This window comes from Halorubrum aidingense JCM 13560, from assembly GCF_000336995.1.
Lineage (GTDB): Archaea > Halobacteriota > Halobacteria > Halobacteriales > Haloferacaceae > Halorubrum > Halorubrum aidingense.
Map to the genome: position 1 here is coordinate 110,499 of NZ_AOJI01000022.1, position 14,791 is coordinate 125,289.

Annotated in this window: 15 protein-coding genes; 12 read left to right on the top strand and 3 right to left on the bottom strand. The window is 69.2% G+C overall.

Translation table 11 applies throughout. The features are described 5' to 3' along the window. Positions 1 to 27 precede the first annotated feature (27 nt). The 3 genes from C461_RS07365 to C461_RS07375 all read left to right on the top strand — a co-directional run bounded on the left by C461_RS07365 (position 28) and on the right by C461_RS07375 (position 2,459). Positions 28 to 261: a YgaP family membrane protein gene (locus tag C461_RS07365; protein ID WP_008000000.1), complete on the top strand. Its 234-nt coding sequence runs from the start codon at positions 28 to 30 to the stop codon at positions 259 to 261. 93 nt (positions 262 to 354) lie between these two features. Next, entirely contained in the window at positions 355 to 1,416 is a 1,062-nt protein-coding gene (locus C461_RS07370; RefSeq protein WP_008000002.1) for a DUF1611 domain-containing protein, read from the top strand. Then, on the top strand, positions 1,413 to 2,459 hold the full coding sequence (locus C461_RS07375) for a dipeptide epimerase (protein WP_008000004.1): 1,047 nt from the start codon (positions 1,413 to 1,415) through the stop codon (positions 2,457 to 2,459). Before C461_RS07370 ends, C461_RS07375 begins: the two co-directional genes overlap by 4 nt. 89 nt (positions 2,460 to 2,548) lie before the next feature. On the opposite strand, the gene C461_RS07380 is transcribed toward C461_RS07375, so the two are convergent. Continuing rightward, a complete protein-coding gene (locus C461_RS07380) occupies positions 2,549 to 3,448 on the bottom strand; it encodes a PspA/IM30 family protein (RefSeq protein WP_008000005.1) in 900 nt (299 codons plus the stop codon). A 206-nt stretch (positions 3,449 to 3,654) separates the two neighbouring features. Between C461_RS07380 and C461_RS07385 the strand changes: the two genes are divergently transcribed. Next, a complete protein-coding gene (locus C461_RS07385) occupies positions 3,655 to 4,626 on the top strand; it encodes a sugar phosphate isomerase/epimerase family protein (protein WP_008000006.1) in 972 nt (323 codons plus the stop codon). Between the two features lie 15 nt (positions 4,627 to 4,641). Beyond that, positions 4,642 to 5,775, top strand: coding sequence for a Gfo/Idh/MocA family protein (locus tag C461_RS07390; RefSeq protein ID WP_049906424.1), 1,134 nt, complete (start codon positions 4,642 to 4,644; stop codon positions 5,773 to 5,775). A gap of 33 nt (positions 5,776 to 5,808) precedes the next feature. On the opposite strand, the gene C461_RS07395 is transcribed toward C461_RS07390, so the two are convergent. After that, positions 5,809 to 6,276 carry a type IV pilin gene (locus C461_RS07395; RefSeq protein ID WP_008000008.1) on the bottom strand — a complete coding sequence of 156 codons (468 nt, stop codon included), beginning with the start codon at positions 6,274 to 6,276 and terminating at the stop codon, positions 5,809 to 5,811. Between the two features lie 229 nt (positions 6,277 to 6,505). On the opposite strand from C461_RS07395, the gene C461_RS07400 reads away from it, so the two are divergent. Together C461_RS07400 and C461_RS07405 are read left to right on the top strand one after the other, a co-directional pair. After that, the gene (locus C461_RS07400; RefSeq protein WP_049906425.1) at positions 6,506 to 7,120 is read left to right on the top strand and encodes a YIP1 family protein; all 615 of its coding nucleotides are present in this window, start codon (positions 6,506 to 6,508) and stop codon (positions 7,118 to 7,120) included. Between the two features lie 96 nt (positions 7,121 to 7,216). Further along, positions 7,217 to 9,397, top strand: a complete 2,181-nt coding sequence (locus C461_RS07405) for a DHH family phosphoesterase (RefSeq protein WP_008000010.1) — start codon at positions 7,217 to 7,219, stop codon at positions 9,395 to 9,397. A 12-nt stretch (positions 9,398 to 9,409) separates the two neighbouring features. Here C461_RS07405 and fer read toward each other — a convergent pair whose 3' ends face one another. Next, complete coding sequence (gene fer / locus C461_RS07410) at positions 9,410 to 10,069, bottom strand: ferredoxin Fer (protein ID WP_008000011.1); 660 nt, start codon at positions 10,067 to 10,069, stop codon at positions 9,410 to 9,412. A 173-nt stretch (positions 10,070 to 10,242) separates the two neighbouring features. On the opposite strand from fer, the gene fen reads away from it, so the two are divergent. The 5 genes from fen (at position 10,243) to gcvPB (ending at position 14,772) form a co-directional block, all read left to right on the top strand. Next, positions 10,243 to 11,220 (top strand): flap endonuclease-1, encoded by a 978-nt coding sequence (fen, locus tag C461_RS07415; protein WP_008000012.1) that lies wholly within the window; start codon positions 10,243 to 10,245, stop codon positions 11,218 to 11,220. A gap of 257 nt (positions 11,221 to 11,477) precedes the next feature. Further along, on the top strand, positions 11,478 to 11,861 hold the full coding sequence (gene gcvH / locus C461_RS07420; RefSeq protein ID WP_008000013.1) for a glycine cleavage system protein GcvH: 384 nt from the start codon (positions 11,478 to 11,480) through the stop codon (positions 11,859 to 11,861). After that, complete coding sequence (locus tag C461_RS15660; protein WP_156062192.1) at positions 11,858 to 12,013, top strand: hypothetical protein; 156 nt, start codon at positions 11,858 to 11,860, stop codon at positions 12,011 to 12,013. The genes gcvH and C461_RS15660 overlap by 4 nt, the downstream gene beginning before the upstream one ends. Next, on the top strand, positions 12,010 to 13,341 hold the full coding sequence (gene gcvPA, locus C461_RS07425; RefSeq protein WP_008000014.1) for an aminomethyl-transferring glycine dehydrogenase subunit GcvPA: 1,332 nt from the start codon (positions 12,010 to 12,012) through the stop codon (positions 13,339 to 13,341). Before C461_RS15660 ends, gcvPA begins: the two co-directional genes overlap by 4 nt. After that, positions 13,342 to 14,772 carry an aminomethyl-transferring glycine dehydrogenase subunit GcvPB gene (gene gcvPB, locus C461_RS07430; protein ID WP_008000015.1) on the top strand — a complete coding sequence of 477 codons (1,431 nt, stop codon included), beginning with the start codon at positions 13,342 to 13,344 and terminating at the stop codon, positions 14,770 to 14,772. The last annotated feature ends 19 nt before the right edge of the window (positions 14,773 to 14,791 follow it).

The following is a 14,791-nucleotide window of genomic DNA, read 5'->3' on the forward strand; positions in this document are numbered from 1 at the left end:
ATACGGTTGTGTGTCGTATTGTGTTGTATGGACCAGAACGTCGGAATCACGGACAAGCGCGTGAGAACGGCCCTCGGTGCGATCTTCGGAACCGTCTCGCTGGCGACTCTCGCCGGATTCTTCCCGCTTTCCGGGATCGCAGCCCTCGTTCTCGGCGTGGCCGCCCTACTCATGCTCGGCACCGCCGCAACGGGATTTTGCGGGCTCTACGCGCTGCTCGGCGTCGACACCTGCCCGGCGTCGGCCGGCGGATCGCGATAGGCGACCGAGCGGCCGGAAGTGGCCGCGATCGCACCGCGCCTCGGGTGATCGAACCTCGACCCTTTTAAGCCTACACGGGGATATCAGGCCGTTATGAGCGACGAACGGATCGTCATCCTCGCCCACGAGAAGTTCCCTGACCGCGCGAAGACCGCTCTCGGCGTCATGCGCTACGGGGATCAGGACCTCCGAGCCGTCCTCGACCGCGACCGCGCCGGCGACCGGGTACGCGACCACGTCCCCGACCTCGCCGACGCGCCGATCGTCGAGTCGTTCGCGGACGCGTACGCGGCCGCCGACGGCGAGGTGGACGCCTTATATATCGGGATCGCGCCGATCGGCGGTGGCTTCGACGAGTCGTGGCGGGGAGACGTTCGGGCCGCTATCGAGGCCGGCTGCGACGTGGTCAGCGGGCTCCACTACTTCCTCAACGAGGACGCGGAACTCGCCGCGCTCGCCGACGAACACGGCGTCGACCTCGTCGACGTCCGCGAGCCGGACGACGACCTCACGGTCGCGACCGGCGCCTCCGGCGACGTCGACGCCGACGTGGTGCTCACCGTCGGCACCGACTGTTCGGTCGGGAAGATGACGGCCTCGCTCGAAATCGTCGCGGCCGCCCGCGAGCGCGGGATCGACGCCGCGTTCGTCCCGACCGGGCAGACCGGGATCATGATCGCCGGGTGGGGGAACCCGATCGACCGGGTCGTCTCCGATTTCACCGCCGGCGCCGTCGAGGACATGCTCGTCGAGATCGGCGACAACCACGACCTGCTCGTCGTCGAGGGGCAGGGCAGCATCATCCACCCCGCCTACTCGGCGGTCACCTGCGGCATCCTCCACGGGTCGATGGCCGACGGGCTCGTGCTCTGTCACGCCGCCGGCCGCGAGGTCGTCCACGGCTACGAGTCCTTCTCGCTGCCGCCCGTCTCGGAGTACCTCGACCTCTACGAAGGGCTCGCGAACCCGGTCCACGAGACGAGCGTCGTCGCGGGCGCGCTCAACACGAAGGACGTCGCCGACGACGCGGCGGCCACAGAAGCGGTCGCGGCGTTCGCCGACGACGCCGGCGTCCCCGCGGCCGACCCCGTCCGTGACGGCGCGGATCGCATCGTCGACGGCATCGTCGCGGCCGGGCTCGGCGAGGACGCATGAGCCTCGACGCGACGTTCGAGCGGGTGTCGATGCCGCTCGCGGACCCCTTCACGATCTCGCGGGGGACGCAGACCGACGCCGAGAACGTGATCGTCCGGATCGCGGACGAAGGCGGGATGACGGGCGTCGGCGGCGCCGCGCCCGCCGCGCACTACGGCGAGACCGCCGGCACGGTCGAGGCGGTCCTCCCGGACCTGCTCGCGGCCGTCGAGGAGGTCGGCGACCCGCACGCGCTCCACGAGATCGAAACCGAGCTGGCGGCCGTGGTCAACGACAACCCGGCCGCGCGAACGGCCGTCTCGATCGCGGTTCACGACCTCGCCGCCAAGCGGCTCGGCGTGCCGCTGTACCGGCTCTGGGGGCTCGACGCCGACGCCGCGCCGGCGACCTCGTTCACCATCGGGCTCGACGAGACCGAGCGCGTCCGCGAGAAGACCGCCGCCGCGGTGGACGCGGGGTACTCCGTGCTGAAGATCAAGCTCGGCACCGACCGGGACCGGGAGCTGATCGACGCCGTCCGCGACGCGGCGCCGGACGCCCGGGTCCGGGTCGACGCCAACGAGGCGTGGACGCCGCGGGAGGCGGTCGCGAAGACCGAGTGGCTCGCCGACAGCGGCGTGGAGTTCGTCGAACAGCCCGTCCCGGCCGAGGACCCGGAAGGCCTCCGGTTCGTGTACGAGCGGTCCGCGCTCCCGATCGCCGCAGACGAGTCCTGCGTGACGCTCTCGGACATCCCGGCGATCGCCGACCGCTGTGACATCGCGAATCTGAAGCTGATGAAGACAGGCGGCCTCCTGGAGGCGCGGCGCATGATCGCCGCCGCGCGCGCCCACGGGCTCGACGTGATGTGCGGCTGCATGATCGAGTCGAACGCGTCGATCGCCGCCGCCGCACAGCTCGCGCCCCTGCTCGATTACGCCGACCTCGACGGGTCGCTGCTGCTCGCCGACGACCCGTACGACGGGATCGAGATGCCGGCCGGCGAGATCCGGCTCGGCGCGCAGGAGCGATCGGGGACCGGAGCGCGCTTAGCGGACGAATAGCGACGCAGAAACGGAATGCCGCGGATACGGAACGACGCAGAAACGGAACGACGCGAAGGCGAGGCGGTCGGCTCCGCCGCACGGGTCGACTAGTTCCGCTGTTCGTCGGCGTCGGCTTCGGACTCTTCTAGCTCCACGTCAACGGCCTCGTCGGTCGCCTCGTCCGAGTCACGGTCGGAGTCCTCGTCGAGGTCCGCCTCGAGGTCGTCCGCGTCGATCTCCGTCTCGATGTCTTCGAGCTCGGCCTCGATCTCCTCGTCGGTGCTGGCGTCGCCGCCGCTCGCCGGTTCGCCTTTCCCCATCTCGCCTTTCAGCGTCTCCAGCTCGGCGTCGACCTCGCTGTTCGTCGAGAGGCTCTCGAGCTCTCGGTCGATGCTGTCCTTGTCCGAGAGCGCGTCCTCGAACGCGCCCGAGTCCTCCAGTTCGTCCATCGCCTCCGCGCGCGCCTCCATCTCTTCGGTCCGCTCCTCGGCGCGCTCGATCGAGCGGCTCACGTCCTCCATCTCGTCGCCGACGCCGGTCATCGCCTCCGAGACGCGCGAGGACGCTTCCGCGGCCTCGTAGCGCGCTTTCATCGTCTCCTTTTTCGTGCGGAACTCCTCGATGCGGTTCTGGAGCTTGTTCTTCTTTTCGACGAGCTGCTCTTGGGTGTCGTTCAGTTTGGCGATCTGGCCTTCCAGCTCCTCGATCTGGGCCATCTTCGACTTCTTCTTTTCGAGCGCCTTCCGCGCGAGGTCGTCGCGGTCCTGCTGGACCGCCTCGCGGGCCTGCCGGTTGTGCTTCTCGACGTTCTCTTCGAGCTTGCGTTTTTGAATCTCTAGACGCTTCTTCTGGGTCGTCAGGTCGGCGATCCCCTGTTTGACGTCTTGGAGCTCGTCGCGCATCTGTTCGTACGAGTAATCGAGCGACTCCGTCGGGTCCTCCGCTCGATTGAGGAGGGCGTTCAGCTTCGAGCGGATGACGTAGGAGGCGCGAGAGAGGATTCCCATACCCGTCATACACGCTCCACCCGTTAAAACCTCATGTGGTTCGACGGGTTCGACGGGCGCGACGGGCGCGACGGCGGGCGAAACCGTCGCCTGCGAGGGTCCGGCCGGCGTCTGAGCGACCGCGTGTGCGCCGGCGGCGACGGGTGAGATCCCCCGCGAGCCGAATCCCCCGAATATTTATTCGGGTTGTTGTAATACGTTCGATCATGGACATCGGCGTGTTAACCGTCCCCTTAGGCGGCGAATCGATCGACGATGCGGTCGCGTACCTCGAGGAAATCGGCGTCGACGCCGTCGAGCTCGGCGTCGGCGGCTGGCCCGGCGAGGACCACGTCGACCGCGAGGCGACGCTCGACGACGCGGACGCGCAGGCGGCGCTGCTCGACTTGCTCGACGGGCACGACCTCCGGATCTCCGCGCTCGCGACCCACAACAACCCCCTGCATCCCGACGAGGAGCGGGCCGCGGAAGCCGACCGAGAGCTTCGCGAGGCGATCGAGCTGGCCGATCAGCTCGACGTGGGAACGGTCACCTGTTTCTCGGGGCTGCCCGCGGGGGCGCCCGGCGACTCGACGCCCAACTGGATCACGGCGCCGTGGCCGAGCGAGCACGCCGACGCCCACGCCTACCAGTGGGACGAGGTCGCGATCCCGTACTGGCGCGACCTGGCCGCTCACGCCGAGGACCACGGCGTCGACGTCGCCATCGAGATGCACCCGAACATGCTCGTCTACGAGCCCACCGGCATGCTCGCGCTGCGGGAGGCGACCAACGAGCGGATCGGCGCCAACTTCGACCCCTCGCACCTCTACTGGCAGGGGATCGACGTGACGGAGGCGATCCGCTTTTTGGGCGCACACGACGCGATCCACCACGTCCACGCCAAGGACACGAAAGTGTACGACGCGAACGCGCGCGTGAAGGGCGTGCTCGACACGACCGGCTACACCGAGGAGGCCGACCGCTCGTGGCTGTTCCGGTCGATCGGCTACGGCCACGACGAGGCTCACTGGAAGGACGTCGTCTCGACGCTCCGGATGGTCGGCTACGAGGGCGCGCTCTCCATCGAACACGAGGACTCGCTCACCTCCTCGCGGGAGGGACTGGAGAAGGCGGTCGACGTGCTCGACCGCGCGGTCTTCGAGACGCGACCGGGCGACGCGTACTGGGCGGAGTAAGCGGCGGACACACCAATGACACAGCAACCACTCAAAATCGGCGTGCTGGGGTATCGGTTCATGGGCAAGGCGCACGCAAACGCGCTCGCGAGACTCCCGATGTTCTTCCCGGACGCGCCCGACATCGAGCGGCACACGCTCGTCGGGCGCGACGAGGAGGCCTTAGCGGAGGCGGCCGAGCGGTTCGGCTTCGCGCACACGGCGACCGACTGGGAGGACGCGCTCGAGGAGGTGGACGTCTTCTACAACCTCGGGCCGAACCACGTCCACGCGGAGCCGTCGATCGCCGCCCTCGAAGCGGGCGTCCCCGTCCTCTGTGAGAAGCCGCTCGCGCCGACGCTGGAGGAGGCGGGAGCGATGCGCGACGCCGCGGCCGACGCCGACGTACCGACTGGGACCGCGTTCAACTACCGGTTCGTCCCGGCGATCCGGTACGCGAAGGGGCTGATCGAAGACGGCGAGCTCGGCGAGATCCGGCAGGTTCGCGGGCGGTACCTCCAAGACTGGCTCGTCGACCCCGAGGCGCCGTGGGCGTGGCGAATGGACGCCGACCTCGCGGGGTCCGGCGCGCTCGGCGACCTCGGCGCGCACACGATCGACCTCGCGGACTTCCTCGTCGGCGACGAGGTCGGCGAGATCGACCGCGTCTCGGGGCACCTCGAAACGTTCGTCGACGAGCGGCCGGTGTACGACGACGACGGCGCTGTCGACGAACACCGCGACGTGACCGTCGACGACGCCTACACGGCGCAGGTCGCCTACGAGTCCGGCGCGATGGGGAGCTTCGAGGCGACTCGGTTCGCGACCGGGCACAAGAACGACCACACGATCGAGGTGCACGGCTCGGAGGGGAGCCTGAAGTTCTCCTTAGAGCGACTCAACGAGTTGGAGGTGCTCAGCGGGGACGCCCGCGGCTACGAGACGGTGCTCGTCACCGACGAGACGGATCCGTACGTCGACCACTGGTGGCCCCCGGGCCACGTGATCGGCTGGGAACACACGTTCGTCCACGAGAACTACGAGTTCCTCACCGCCGTCGCCGAGGGCGGCGAGTTCGAACCCTCGTTCGCGGACGGCTACGACGTCCAGCGCGTCCTCGACGCCATCGAGGAGTCCGACGAACGCGGAGCGTGGGTGTCGCTCGACTGAGGCGATCCGAGCTGACACCAAGACCCGAACCGCTCAGAACTCGCCGCCGCCGAGCGGGTCGGTGCCGCCCTCCTCGTCCGCCCACTCGCTTATCTCCGAGTCCTCGCCGTCGTACTCGGTGAGCGTCTCTCGGGTGGCGAACGCCACGGGCTCCCAGACGATCTCTAACTGTTCGTTACCCGTCGCGTTCGGGACCGCGACCCGATCGCCCGGTCGGACGACCCCGTCGCCCGGCCACGATCCGAACTGGACGTTCTCGTCCGGGTCCGACCCGCGGACGTACAGCTCCTCTGCCGCGACCGGGTCGGGGCCGAGCGCGACGACGACGAGTTCGCCGCCGTCCTCTTCGACCTCGAACTTCGCGTCCGGCGGGGCGACGCCGTCGATGAGGCCGAACACCGCGGCACCGACGATCGCTAACAGCAGCACGACGATGCCGACGAGCAGCCCCGTGCCGGCTATCGGGGTAAACCCCCGTTCGTCGTTCCGAAACGCGTGCATTCGCGTCTGACTCCGCGCCGAGCGACATAAGGGTTTACCCGCCGAGTATCAGGCGAGATAACGGACGTGACGGCGTCGCCAGTCGCTGTCGGGACGCTGTGGCGCTGCGACGCGGCGACACTACGACGCTGCGCCGCGGCGCCGTCGTGGTCGTCGATACTGTCGCGGGCGCCGGAAGCGTCACGGCGAAAACCGGAACCCCGTTAATCCACCCGCTCGAAGGACGCCCGTGACATCCTGGTTCGAGGATCCGGACGGCGGGCGGGCGCGCGGTCCCCGTGGCCTCGCTCGGGCGTGGGTGGAGGCGCTGATCCGACCGCGGCGCCTCTTCGTCAACGGGGTTACCCGGGGCGATCAGGCGCCGGCGCTGACGTTCGCCGTCGCCGTCGCGGCGGCGTTCACCCTCGGCTGGATCGCGGTCGACCCGTCCGTGATCCCGGGGATCGTCGAGTCCGTGCCGCTGTCGGCGGTCGTGCTGTTCCTCGTGGTGGTCGCGCTGGGAGCGCCGGTCGGACTCCACCTCACCGCGGCGGTCGCGACGGTCTCGGTGATCGTCGCCAGCGTCGAGTTCGACGGCGGGCTCTCGCTGCGCGACCGGGGCGGGGTGAGCGAGACGGTTCAGGTCGTCGCGTACGCGAGTTCGCCGATGGCGCTCGCCGGACCGCCGATACCGGTGGTCAGAGTGCTCTGCGGCGCGTACGCGACGGTCCTCCTGTTGATCGGGTTTCGGATCGTCCACGGGACGACCCCGATTCGGACCCTCGTCGCCGGCCTTCCGCCCGCCGTCCTCGGATACGGCATCGGCTACCGCGTCGTCGCGTCGATTCGCACGCTCGTCGGTTGATCGGCCCGAGGGGCGGACCGAGGCACGCTCGTCGCTGTCGGCGCCCCGAGAGGGTTTCGACAACAGTTTTAGGCCCGAGGCTCTCGGTGTACTCAAATGGGATCCTGTATCATTTGTGGCGCCGACGTCGGCGGTGACGGGCGCATCTGTGACCCGCACCAAGAGGACGTCGTGTTCGACTTCCGCGGCGACTCTCCGAACCAGCTCGTTCCCTCCCGATTCTACCGCGGCATCGTCGACGGCTACGCCGACTTCGGCGTGTTTATCGACCTCGCCCCGGGCGTGACGGGGCTGCTCCACCGCTCCGAGCTCGACCGTCGGCTCGACAGCCTGGACTGGGAGCCGGGCGACGAGGTGTTCGTGCAGGTGAAAGGCGTCCGCGACAACGGCAACATCGATCTCGCGTGGTCGATCCGACAGGCCGACCGCGAGTTCCGCGGCGTCCTCGTGCAGGACGGCGACTCAGAGCACCTTCCGGAAGAAGACGACGCGGACGACGAATCTTCCGACGAGTCCACCACCGACGACGACACCGACGAGGTCGAGGCTGAGGAGAACGGCGAACGCGACGACTCCGGGTCGAGCGATGTCGACGCGGACGAGAGCGAGGACGCGGCGTCTCCCGACGTCGACGAGTCTCAGGACGCTGCGACCGACGATGAGGACGATGAGGACGATGGAGAAGACGCCGCTGCCGCCGACGCGGCGGACGAGTCGGCCGACGAGGCCGACGAGGCCGACGAGGCCGACGCGGACGGGGAAGACGACCTCGCCGACGGTCGCGAGCGCGTCGACATCGGCACGCTCGCCGACGCCGTCGGCGACGAGGTTCGGATCGACGGCGAAGTCGTCAGCGTGCGACAGACGGGCGGACCGACCGTCTTCGAGGTTCGAGACGAGACCGGCGTCGTCGACGTCGCCGCCTTCGTCGAGCCCGGCGTTCGGGCGTACCCGACCGCCGAAATCGGTGACGTGGTTCGGATCGACGGCGAGGTCGAAAGCCACCGAGGCGACGTGCAGGTCGAGTCCGAGGCGCTGGTCCTCCTTGACGGCGCAGACGCCGACGCGGTCCGCCGCCGGCTCGCCGAGGCGCTCACTGACGAGGCGCGTCCCGAGGGGCTCCAGCCGCTCGCGGGCGACGAGACGGTCGCGAAGCTCGCCGACGGGCTGCTCGACGCCGCGGAGGCGATCCGCCGGGCCGTGCTCGAATCGCGCCCCATCGTCGTCCGGCACCCGGCCACCGCGGACGGCTACGTCGCCGGCGCGGCCGTCGAGCGCGCCGTCCTTCCGCTGATCCGAGACGAACACGCCAAGAGCGACGCGGAGTACCACTACTTCACCCGCCGGCCGCTCGACGACCCGGTGTACGACATGGACGCGGCCACCAACGACGCGACCCGCATGCTGCAGGACCGCGACCGCCACGACGAGAAGCTCCCCCTCTTCCTGCTCGTCGGCACCGGCTCGACGACCGAGTCCGCGGACGGCATCGACCTCCTGTCCGTCTACGGCGTCGACGCGGTCGTCGTCGACGCCGCGGTCGCGGACCCCGAGACGCGCGACGCGGTCGACACGCTGGTCTCGCCCGACATCGAGTCGATCGACGCCGACCTCTCGACCGGGGCGCTCGTCGCGTCGCTGGCCTCCGCGGTCAACGACGAAGTCCGCGAGGACCTCCGGCACCTGCCGGCCGTGAGCTACTGGGCGGACACCCCCGATCGGTACGTCGACCTCGCCCGTGACGCGGGATACGACGTCGAGCGCGTCGCCGAACTGCGCGAGGCGATCGCCCTGGAGGCGTACTACCAGTCGTACCAGGACAAGCGCGAACTCGTCGCCGACCTCCTCTTCGAGGACGGGGGCAACCTCGCGGCGCACGTCTCCGAGCAGTTCCGCGAGAAGCTGGAGACGGAAGTCGAGACGGCGACGGCGAACATCGTCACCGAGGCGGTCGACGGCGTCGAGTTCGGCGTGCTCGACACCGACGGCTACACTCACCGCTACGACTTCCCGCCGACGCCGCTCCTGCTCGACGACCTCCACCGCCGGAACGCGGACGGCGAGGCGTACGCGACGGTCGGGATCGGCACCGACGAGCTGTACGTCCGGACGACCGCGGACGTCTCGATCCGCGACGTCGCAGACCGGGCAGCCGAGCTGGCGCCCGCCGCCGACGTCACCACCGCCGGACTCCGCGAGGGAAAAATCGAGTTCCTCTCGGGCGAGCGCGACGCCGTCGAGGACGCCATCGTCGCGGCCGTCGCGGAAGCGTTCTGAGGGCGACGGACGCTATCGCCGCGTGAACGGCCCCGGCGGCAGAATGAGGTCGTCGAGTTCGGCGCGGTGTTTGACGTTGAACACGATTTTGAGCTCGTCGGTCACTGGATACCCGTTACACGAAAGCCGGAACCCTCGCTCTGCGAGGTCGTCGGGCATGATGTGGTTGGCCGGCTGCGAGAGCTCGCCCTCGACGACGTAGACGGCGCAGTTCGCGCAGGCGCCCCCACGACAGGAGAACGGCCACCCGAACCCGCGGTTTTCGGCCCCTTCGAGCAGGCTCTCGTCCGGTTGCACGAGCAGCCGCCCGTGTTCGTCGTCGTCGAGATCGGCGTGTGAAGCCTTCCGAAAAAGGTCCTCGTCGTCGAGCGACCAGCCGTAGTCGCCGAGTACCTCGTAATCGAGGAACTCGACGCGGACGGGCTTCGCCTCGGCGCCCGCTCCGTCGTCGTCATCCAAGTCGATGTCGGCCGGGTCGGTCGCGTCTCCGTTACCGCCGCCGCTTCGGTCCCGCTCGTCGAGTTCGCGATAGGCGCGCCTGACGAGTTGGAACTCTTCGAGCGTTCCACCTTGGTCCGGATGGGCCTGTTTCACTCGCTCGCGGTACGCCCGCTCGATCGTCGCGTCGTCGGCGTCCTCGTCGACTTCCAACACCTCGAACGGCGAGACCATTCGCTACCACGACGTAGTCGGTTGACGCACATAAACGCTCCACAAGCCGGCAGCGACGGGGGACGACGCGGCGATCGTGGCGAACCCAGCGGTCACGTCGAACCCAGCGATCGTGGCGACGACCGGCCGCGCGAGTCGATGGTTTAAGAGCCGCGCCCCCGACGGGATCGCTAATGGGAAACGCGGACCTGCGCGACCTCGCGGCGATCCGCGAGGTCGCCTTCGAGGAGATCGAGGGGAGCGTCGTCGCCGTCGACGCGCACAACTGGCTGTACCGGTACCTCACGACGACGGTGAAGTGGACCGCCGACAGAAAGTACACGACCGCGGACGGCGTCGAGGTCGCGAACCTGATCGGGATCGTCCAGGGGCTCCCGAAGTTCTTCGAGCACGACCTCATTCCGGTGATGGTGTTCGACGGCGCCGTGACGGACCTGAAAGCCGACGAGGTCGCGGACCGTCGAGCGAAGCGCGAACAGGCGGAAGAGCGCCGTGCGGCCGCGGCGGAGCGGGGCGACGCGGTCGAGGCCGCCCGGCTCGAAGCCCGGACGCAGCGGCTCACCGACACGATTCACGAGACGACCCGCGAGCTGCTGGAACTGCTCGACGTGCCGATCGTCGAGGCGCCCGCAGAAGGGGAAGCGCAGTGCGCGCACATGGCCGCCACGGGCGCCGTCGACCACGCCGGTAGCGAGGACTACGACACCCTGCTGTTCGGCGCTCCCACCACCCTTCGACAGCTCACGAGCAAGGGGAACCCGGAGCTGATGGACCTCGCGGCGACGCTCGACGACCTCGGCGTGGACCGACAGGGACTCGTCGACATCGCCATGCTGTGCGGGACCGATTTCAACGAGGGCGTCCGCGGCGTCGGACCGAAAACCGCGGTGAAAGCGATCGCGGAACACGGCGACCTGTGGGGCGTCCTCGAGGCGCGCGGCGCGGAGATTCCGAACGCGGCGGCGATCCGCGAGCTGTTCATGGACCCGCCGGCCGTCGACGTCGACGTCGACACCGCGGTGAACCCGGACGTCGAGGCCGCCCGGTCGTACGTCGTCGACGAGTGGGGGGTCGACGCCGACGAGGTCACGCGCGGATTCGAGCGCATCGCGGAGTCACAGGTCCAGACGGGGCTCGACCGGTGGACGTAGACCGAAGGCGGTGACCGCGGGCGGGAAGTGACGACGGCACCGACAGCACACCGGCCGCGGGACCGACCGCTGGGCGTGTGGTCGCCGGGAACACACCTTTTATTTCCCCGTCGTCAGAAGGGTGACGTACAGATGTCGTGGACGACGCCTCGACCCGGCAGATCGCCTCTCTGGGGTCGCTCTGGCGGCTATCACCGGAGCGGCCATACGGGTCGACGCCCGCCGAACCGAGCGTCCCGCGACGACCTTCCTTACCAATGAGCTTCGAAGTTCCCGACGAGCTACGATACCTAGAATCGCACGAGTGGGTGACGACCGGCGGCGACACCGTCCGGATCGGCGTCTCCGACTTCGCACAGGACGAGCTCGGCGACGTGGTGTTCGTCGAGCTGCCGGCGGTCGGCGACGAGGTCGTGGCCGACGAGCCGTTCGGCGTCGTCGAGTCGATCAAGGCCGTCTCCGATCTGTACTCGCCGGTGTCCGGCGAGGTCGTCGGCGTCAACGAGGCGCTGTTCGATCGGCCGGAACTCGTCAACGAGGATCCGTACGGCGACGGGTGGCTGCTGGAGGTGGCGCCGCCCGACGACGGAGACGCCGAGGAGCTGCTCGACGCCGACGAGTACGACGCACAGATCGCGTGACGACGGGACCAACGGACGGACAGCAGAACCGCCAGCACGACAGACTGACCGAGGGAACGGACACCCGCGAACACACGATCATGAGCAAGCCACTCGCTGACGGACGGGACGGGAATCAACCGGGAAACCACCGCGACGGGGCGAACCGATGAGCGGGCGCGGACGCGGCACCCCCTACGCGCCGCACACCGACGCCGAGACCGCGGCGATGCTCGACGCCGTCGGTGTCGATGACGAGGCGGCGCTCTTCGACATCCCGTCCGACGTCGCCTTCGACGGCGCGTTCGGCATCGAACCCCGGACGGAACGAGAGATCCGCGAGGAGTGCTCGCGGATCTTCGGCCGCAACCGCGACCTCGTCGAGTTCCTCGGGCGCGGCCACTACGGGCACTACGTCCCGAGCATCGTCGACCACCTCTCTGACCGCGCGGAGTTCCTGACGAGCTACACGCAGTATCAGCCGGAGATCTCCCAGGGGTTCCTGCAGGCGCTCTTCGAGTACCAGTCGATGCTCGTCGAACTGACGGGCCTGCCGATCGCGAACTGCTCGATGTACGACGCCGCGACGGCGCTGGGCGAGGCAGCGACGCTGGCCGACCGCGTCCGATCCACCTCCGGCGACGCGGTGCTCGTCCCCGAGCACCTCCGCGAGGGGAAACGTGAGGTGCTGGCGAACTACTGCGCCGGCGCCGGGCTGACGATCGAGACCTACCCGATGGACGACGGCATCGCCGATATCGACGCGCTCGGCGACCGCGTCGGCGACGACGTCGTCATGGTGTACGCCGAGAACCCGACGGTCCGCGGCTGCATCGAGGAGCGGCTCGCGGCGATCGGCGACCTCGCGAGCGACGTCGACGCGCTGTTCGCGCTCGGCTCGGACGTGGTGTCGCTCTCTGTCCTCGAACGCCCCGCAGACGTGGGCGCGGACGTGGTCGTGGGCGAGGCCGGGGTACTCGGCCTCCCGACCGCCTACGGCATGGGGCTCGGGATCTTCGCCTGCCGCGAGGAGTACCTCCGGCAGGTCCCGGGACGGCTCGTGGGCGCGAGCGAAGACGCGCGCGGCGACCGCGCGTACACGCTCACGCTTCAGACCCGCGAACAGCACATCCGCAAGGAGCGAGCGACGTCGAACATCTGCACGAACCAGGCGTGGGTCGCACTCCGCGCGGCGATCCACGCCGCGACCCTCGGGCCCTCGGGGCTCGTCGATCTCGCGAACGACTGCGTCCGCGAGGCGGCCGATCTCGCCGACCGGATCGACGAGCTCAGCGGCGCGGTCGCGCCCGTTCACGACCGCCACCACCTTCGCGAGTTCGTCGTGCGCGTCGACCAGCCGGCGCCCGCCATCGCCACGGACCTCGAAGCGGCGGGCTTCGCGGTCCACGTCCTCGACGATCACCTGCTACAGGTGTGCGTCACGGACCTGAACGCCGGACAAGTGGACGGGCTCGTCGCGGCCTTCGGAGAGGTGATCTGAGTGATCCACGACCAAGCCAAGTACACGCGAGACGGAGAGGACGTTCACGAACCGCTGCTCGCCGAGAAAGGCGAGACCACCGTCGACGTGACGGAGTCGTCGCCGCTCCCGGACGACCTGACGCGCGACGAGCTCACGCTCCCCGAGCCGTCGGAGCCGGAGATCGCCAGACACTACACCCGTCTCTCGCAGATGAACTGGGCGATCGACTCCGGGCCGTACCCGCTCGGCAGCTGCACGATGAAGTACAACCCGAAGTTCACGGAGGACGTCGCCGCCGACCCGAACGCGGCGGTCCACCCCGACCGCTCTGAACGGTCCGTTCAGGGGACCCTCGAACTCCAGTACCGGCTCCAGGAGTTCCTCGCTTCGATCGGCGGCATGGACGCGGTCACGCTCCAACCCCCCGCGGGCGCCGCCGGTGAGTTCACCGGTATCCTCGTGGCGAAGGCGTACCACGAGCACCACGGCAACGACCGCTCCGAGGTCGTGATCCCGGCGTCGGCCCACGGGACGAACTTCGCGACCGCCGCGACCGCCGGCTACGACGTCGTCGAGTTGCCCTCCGGCGAGGACGGGCGCGTCGACGTCGAGGCGCTGGAGGCGGCCGTCGGCGACGACACCGCCGCCCTCATGTTGACCAACCCGAACACGGTCGGGCTCTTCGAGCGCGACATCGCGGAGATCGCCGACATCGTTCACGACGCCGGCGGCCTCCTGTACTACGACGGCGCGAACCTCAACGCCCTGCTCGGCCGCGGTCGACCCGGCGACATGGGATTCGACGTGATGCACTACAACGTCCACAAGACGTTCGCGACACCGCACGGCGGCGGCGGCCCCGGCGCCGGCCCGGTCGGCGTCGTCGACGAACTCGCCGAGTTCCTGCCGTCGCCGCAGGTCAGAGAGGGCTCCGGCGGTAGCGGCTACGAGCGGTTCGAGCCGGACCACACGATCGGGAAAGTCCACGGCTTCACCGGCAACTGGCTGGTCCTGATAAAGACGTACGCGTACATCGCGCGGCTCGGCGACGAGGGGCTCGCGGACGCGGCCGCGAAGGCCGTGCTCAACGCGAACTACCTCGCCGAACGGATCGACCTGGACGTGCCGCACGGCCCCTTCCACCACGAGTTCGCCGCGACGGCGGGCGATCGCGACGCCGCCGACGTCGCCAAGCGCATGCTCGATTTCGGCGTCCATCCGCCGACCACGAAGTGGCCGGAGATGGTCCCCGAGGCCATGCTCACCGAGCCGACGGAGATCGAGAACAAATCGTCGCTCGACGACCTCGCGGCGGCGTTCAACCTCGCGTACGCCGACACCGACGAGGCGCTCGATACGGCGCCGAACCGGACCGCGGCCGGCCGGATCGATCAGGTCGGTGCCGCGCGGAACCCGCGGCTGTCGTGGCAGGCGCTCGACGAGGAGTAGCCGCCCGGTCGCGGGCGAT

Bases quoted from the DNA above. Each gene is read 5' to 3' on its own strand.
- fer (WP_008000011.1), bottom strand. From the start codon at position 10,069: ATGGTCTCGCCGTTCGAGGTGTTGGAAGTCGACGAGGACGCCGACGAC.
- gcvH (WP_008000013.1), top strand. From the start codon at position 11,478: ATGAGCTTCGAAGTTCCCGACGAGCTACGATACCTAGAATCGCACGAG.
- C461_RS07390 (WP_049906424.1), top strand. From the start codon at position 4,642: ATGACACAGCAACCACTCAAAATCGGCGTGCTGGGGTATCGGTTCATG.
- gcvPA (WP_008000014.1), top strand. From the start codon at position 12,010: ATGAGCGGGCGCGGACGCGGCACCCCCTACGCGCCGCACACCGACGCC.
- C461_RS07365 (WP_008000000.1), top strand. From the start codon at position 28: ATGGACCAGAACGTCGGAATCACGGACAAGCGCGTGAGAACGGCCCTC.
- C461_RS07370 (WP_008000002.1), top strand. From the start codon at position 355: ATGAGCGACGAACGGATCGTCATCCTCGCCCACGAGAAGTTCCCTGAC.
- C461_RS07395 (WP_008000008.1), bottom strand. From the start codon at position 6,276: ATGCACGCGTTTCGGAACGACGAACGGGGGTTTACCCCGATAGCCGGC.
- C461_RS07375 (WP_008000004.1), top strand. From the start codon at position 1,413: ATGAGCCTCGACGCGACGTTCGAGCGGGTGTCGATGCCGCTCGCGGAC.
- C461_RS07380 (WP_008000005.1), bottom strand. From the start codon at position 3,448: ATGGGAATCCTCTCTCGCGCCTCCTACGTCATCCGCTCGAAGCTGAAC.
- C461_RS07405 (WP_008000010.1), top strand. From the start codon at position 7,217: ATGGGATCCTGTATCATTTGTGGCGCCGACGTCGGCGGTGACGGGCGC.
- C461_RS07385 (WP_008000006.1), top strand. From the start codon at position 3,655: ATGGACATCGGCGTGTTAACCGTCCCCTTAGGCGGCGAATCGATCGAC.
- fen (WP_008000012.1), top strand. From the start codon at position 10,243: ATGGGAAACGCGGACCTGCGCGACCTCGCGGCGATCCGCGAGGTCGCC.